General features: G+C 46.1%; 6 protein-coding genes. 5 read left to right on the top strand and 1 reads right to left on the bottom strand.

All coding sequences use genetic code 11. From position 1 onward, the window contains the following. A partial coding sequence (locus VM802_RS05880) for a hypothetical protein (protein ID WP_325528900.1) occupies window positions 1–465 on the top strand: 465 nt, incomplete at its 5' end. A 160-nt stretch (window positions 466–625) separates the two neighbouring features. Next, window positions 626–1504: an NAD(P)-dependent oxidoreductase gene (locus VM802_RS05875; protein ID WP_325528899.1), complete on the top strand. Its 879-nt coding sequence runs from the start codon at window positions 626–628 to the stop codon at window positions 1502–1504. Window positions 1505–1553: 49 nt separating this feature from the next. Here the strand turns inward: VM802_RS05875 and VM802_RS05870 are convergent, their stop codons facing one another. Further along, window positions 1554–1913 carry a winged helix-turn-helix transcriptional regulator gene (locus VM802_RS05870; protein WP_325528898.1) on the bottom strand — a complete coding sequence of 120 codons (360 nt, stop codon included), beginning with the start codon at window positions 1911–1913 and terminating at the stop codon, window positions 1554–1556. 273 nt (window positions 1914–2186) lie between these two features. Here VM802_RS05870 and VM802_RS05865 point away from each other — a divergent pair, with 273 nt between their 5' ends. The 3 genes from VM802_RS05865 (at window position 2187) to VM802_RS05855 (ending at window position 4189) form a co-directional block, all read left to right on the top strand. Further along, complete coding sequence (locus VM802_RS05865; protein WP_325528897.1) at window positions 2187–3020, top strand: hypothetical protein; 834 nt, start codon at window positions 2187–2189, stop codon at window positions 3018–3020. A gap of 111 nt (window positions 3021–3131) precedes the next feature. Beyond that, window positions 3132–3719, top strand: a complete 588-nt coding sequence (locus tag VM802_RS05860) for a TetR/AcrR family transcriptional regulator (RefSeq protein WP_325528896.1) — start codon at window positions 3132–3134, stop codon at window positions 3717–3719. Window positions 3720–3772: 53 nt separating this feature from the next. Beyond that, window positions 3773–4189: a nuclear transport factor 2 family protein gene (locus tag VM802_RS05855; RefSeq protein WP_325528895.1), complete on the top strand. Its 417-nt coding sequence runs from the start codon at window positions 3773–3775 to the stop codon at window positions 4187–4189. Window positions 4190–4429: the final 240 nt, after the last annotated feature.

Below are 4429 nucleotides of genomic sequence, written 5' to 3'. Positions count from 1 at the left end.
GATCTGGATGAAACGGGGAGCGGAAAAATAAAACCGGTTTTTTTTGAAACCGGGCAACAACGGATTCACATAGACAGTTGTAAAGTAGGTTTCCTGATTGGCACGCCCAAAATTAAAGAACCAGTAGATATTACTGTATATCGTTATGATGTGACTGCTAACGTGGTGCTAAGAACCCCTGTTTATACCTTCAAAAAAGTGACGCCGGGCAGGATATCAGAGTTTGCAACGTTATTGTACAATTCAGAAGAGATATCGTATGTGCTGACTGTAAAATACAGCCGCAACGGAAAACTGTTCCCCGGAATGCTAAACAATAATCTGTTTGATGACGACCTGTTTCTTAATAATATGCTCACCATCTGTGTTCCATTCGGCAACGGAAATAAAAGTAATGTAGCCTCTCTGATAAAGCTGGAAGAAGCAGATAGGTATTTTTATACTTCCTGCATTACGCAGTTGTAAATGTTATTCATACAACGGATGACCAGGGAGGTAGGTGCCTGAAACGCCGCCGCCGCGCATAGCGCAAAAATTTTCAGGTACAGGAATAATTTTTCCCGGATTGTTACCGGTTCTGCAACTACTTAGTTTTGCTGCATCAATAAATCAAACGCAAAAATTTATGGCAACAACTAACAGTAAAGTAACGGTAATAGGATTGGGATCAATGGGCGCCACATTGGCTAAAACATTGCTGGCAAAAGGGCTACAGGTAACGGTATGGAACAGGGACAGCAAAAAGGCAGCACCGTTGGCAGAGAAAGGAGCCATACTGGCGCCGTCTGCGGCAGCTGCTATTGAGGCCAGCCCGGTAACGATTGTGTGCGTATCCAACTATAAGGCTAATGCAGCCATTCTGGTGAATGAAGCGGCGGGTGCTGCACTGAAGGGCCGCACGCTTGTACAGCTCAGTACCGGTACACCGAAAGAGGCCCGCGACCTTGAAACATGGGTGCTGGCGCAGGGCGCTGACTATATTGACGGTGATATACTTGCATGGCCCAGCCAGATAGGCGAACCCCCCACTACCATATTGGCGGCTGGTAAAAAAGAAACTTACGAGAAAGTAAAAGAGATGCTGTATATACTTGGTGGTAACATTACGTATATGGGCGAGGCTATCGGCGCGCCGGCAGCATTGTTTTCAGCTGTGCTGTCCTATATGGCGGGACAATGGATCGGGCTTGCACATGGTGCGCTGATACTAGAAGCAGAAGGGTTACGTGTGGATGAATACGGCGCTCTGCTGGAGAACATTTCGCCTATTCTTGGCGGAGAAGCAAAACATCTGGGTGCTGTAATACAGCAAAGCAAGTATGAGAATCCGGAGAGCTCCGTCAAGACATCGGGAGAAGACATTATCCGCCTGGTGCAGTTATCACAGGAGGCGGGTATCAGCGAAGAGCTGCCCCGTTTTGCGGCCGATATCTTCAAGCGCACCATTGACGCTGGTTATGGTGCAGAAGAGCACGCTGCCATCATTAAGGTGATGAGAAAGTAGGGGAGTATGGTATTAGTCGTCAGCCGTTAGCGTTAGTTTACACCTAACGCTAACGGCTAACCGTCAATTCCTTTCCGACAACCGTTTCCCTGTTCCTGTCGCCCCATTTGTCCAGCAGGTCCAGTACCGGCAGCAGCTCCTGGCCGGCTTTCGTCAGTGAATATTCTACTCTCAACGGTACTTCTGCATATACTTTCTTGCTCAGGATGCCGTAGTCTTCTAACTCGCGTAACATCATACTGATCACGCGCATGCTCACTTCACTGCCCATTTCGCGGTGCAGCTCTACAGGACGTTGATTGCCGCGTTTGATGGCATCTATCAGCCATGCCTTCCACTTACCGCCTATAACTTTAATGCCTACACTGAGTCCGCAGTCCAGCACATCAGGAATTTTCTTTTCGTACATAATGCCATGTATTTACACAGGAGTCAAATTTACTGCAAATAACTCAAAGAGCGGATCTGTAGATGGAAGCTCACTACCGGGCGTATGCCGGGTGTGAGCTATGATTAATAATAGTACATATCCGTTTTATTAATGTATTTTGCATGCCGCAGGTAGTGCTATAGTCTTTATGCCCCTGCACCCCGAATATCCTGTCGACCAGTACACCGAACGTAACCCTGTCTTTTTTAACCCTGGGAAACACCTATGTCCTCCCTCTAAAACAATAATGCCATGAATCAGAAAAACCAGATCCTGAGCCTGTTGTCTGCTGTGGTCATGCTGACAACCTCCTGCCTGAAATCGCCACTGGAAAAGCCCGATGTATGCAGCGATCCGTGCAGGATTGCGCAACTGAATTTTACCGGGATCTCATCCGGAAGTCACAACATTTTTACCCGCTATTATGATGCACGCGGCTGGCTTGCCGCTATTTCCGCCAGGATGGGCTTCCCTGGAAGTTTTGGAGATTACCAGCTGGATGTGAAATATGCCGGCAGTTATGTTTTCTTCATCCAGCAGAATAGTACAGACACTGCTATGAAACTGCTGCTGGATCCTTTTCTCCGTCCGCTGAGTTATACAACCGGTGCTGCGTTTGAGCATCAGCGCGCCCGTTATTATTATAACTATGATGGTACGCTGAAGAAGATCATCAGTGAATTCAATGCTGGTAATGGCCCCACACAGGACACCACCAGTTACCGGTACGACTGGTACGGCAATGTGTTGTCTGTTGCGATTACATCGCCTAATGTCGGACGCATGGATGTGGTGTATACCTATGATTACACCAAGCCCGTTGCCGGCATATATTACGAACCATTCATCAGTACTTACATGCAGCCACGTTTGCTGCTGGAATACGCTGGCTTTGTGAATGTGCAACCGGTACATGCCATCAGGTCCTATGTATTTTACAATTCTGGGTATCCGGTTATTTCCCTCGATTATTATAATTATGCAGCTGATAACAACCAATTGATAACCGGTTACACTGCCGGTTTCTGGGGCAAGTATTCATTACAATGGAATTGTGATGACAGGCAGAAAACAGTTAAATATTAAGTAAGATAACAGACCTGTGCCGGTGTACTGCTATAGCATCCTTTCTTTGAAAAATAATATTTGACCAATTGGTATAATATTGTATCTTTGTTGCCATAAAGCAGAAAAAATATGTCAGGAAGATACCGGGAATTTGATGAAGAAGCTGCACTGGCACAGGCTGCAGAGGTGTTCTGGATAAAGGGGTATGAGTCTGCCTCTACAGAAGACCTGCTGACTGCCATGCAGATTAATAAAGGGAGTATGTATCATGCATTTGGCAACAAGCGCACATTGTTTATCAAAGTGTTTGAATGGTTTTCTGCGCGTTTTATCAGGAACATTAAGGATGCTTTTGTGACGAATGTGGACCCGCGGGATGCTATCCGGGCGATCTTTTATGGGGTGGCCAATCCCCCTGATCCGTCAGCACATGCCAAGGGATGTTTTTATGTAAATATCCTGGGTGAGATGACCGGGCTGGATGCAGACCTGGCGGAGATTGCGCGTCAGAAGCTGCTGGATGTGGAAGAGGTATTTCATCGTGAGTTACTGAAAGCGCGCCGCAATGGGATGATGCCGGCAGATATTAATGCGTCGCTCCTGGCAAAGTATCTCGTGAATTTCTGGAACGGTCTGAATATTTCCCGCCGCATGTATAATGAAAAAGAACTGAAGCACCTGGTGGATATGAACCTTCGGTTCCTGGATGAGGCGTGACTTTTTTTTATCTTATTTTTGACCAATTAGTATAGAATAAAAACAAGCATACTATGAGTACAGTTATCAAACCTCCGTTTACATTGGAAACTGCCTTGCAGAAAGTGCAGCTGGCAGAAGATGCCTGGAATACCAAAGATCCGGTAAAAGTATCTATGGCTTACAGCCCTGACTCTGAATGGCGCAACCGCACTGTCTTCTTTACTGGCCGGGAAAAGATCCGCGAATTCCTCACTGCGAAGTGGCAGAAGGAGCTGGATTACAAACTCAGGAAAGAGCTTTGGTCTTTCACGGGCAACCGTATCTCCGTTCGTTTTGAATACGAATGGCGTGATGCCGGTAATCCGACGCAATGGTACCGCACACACGGCAATGAGCACTGGGAATTTGACGACGAGGGGCTTATGCGCCGCCGTGACATGAGTGCGAATGATTATCCTATTGAGGAGAAGGACAGGAGAATTATTTAGGGATTTATTAATTTGGAATTTTGGAATTTTTTATGTCGCGGATAATTGTCTGAACTGTGATTTATGTGATTTGGGTGATTATTCTGATGTGCGAAGATTGTATCGTAAGATAATCCCCTTAGAATCCCCCTTGAAAAATTGTAACAATCTTCTACTTCTATCTCAATATATTATCTCCGCACATCAGAATAATCACCCAAATCACATAAATCACAGTTCAGACAATTATCCGCGACATAA

This window comes from Chitinophaga sp. (assembly GCF_035538455.1).
GTDB lineage: Bacteria > Bacteroidota > Bacteroidia > Chitinophagales > Chitinophagaceae > Chitinophaga.
The sequence above is the reverse complement of the archived record's forward strand: the minus strand, read 5'-3'. Positions and strand labels throughout refer to the sequence as shown.

Excerpts from the sequence above, each read along its gene's own strand:
- VM802_RS05875 (WP_325528899.1), top strand. The coding sequence starts at position 626 with ATGGCAACAACTAACAGTAAAGTAACGGTAATAGGATTGGGATCAATG.
- VM802_RS05855 (WP_325528895.1), top strand. The coding sequence starts at position 3,773 with ATGAGTACAGTTATCAAACCTCCGTTTACATTGGAAACTGCCTTGCAG.
- VM802_RS05865 (WP_325528897.1), top strand. The coding sequence starts at position 2,187 with ATGAATCAGAAAAACCAGATCCTGAGCCTGTTGTCTGCTGTGGTCATG.
- VM802_RS05870 (WP_325528898.1), bottom strand. The coding sequence starts at position 1,913 with ATGTACGAAAAGAAAATTCCTGATGTGCTGGACTGCGGACTCAGTGTA.
- VM802_RS05860 (WP_325528896.1), top strand. The coding sequence starts at position 3,132 with ATGTCAGGAAGATACCGGGAATTTGATGAAGAAGCTGCACTGGCACAG.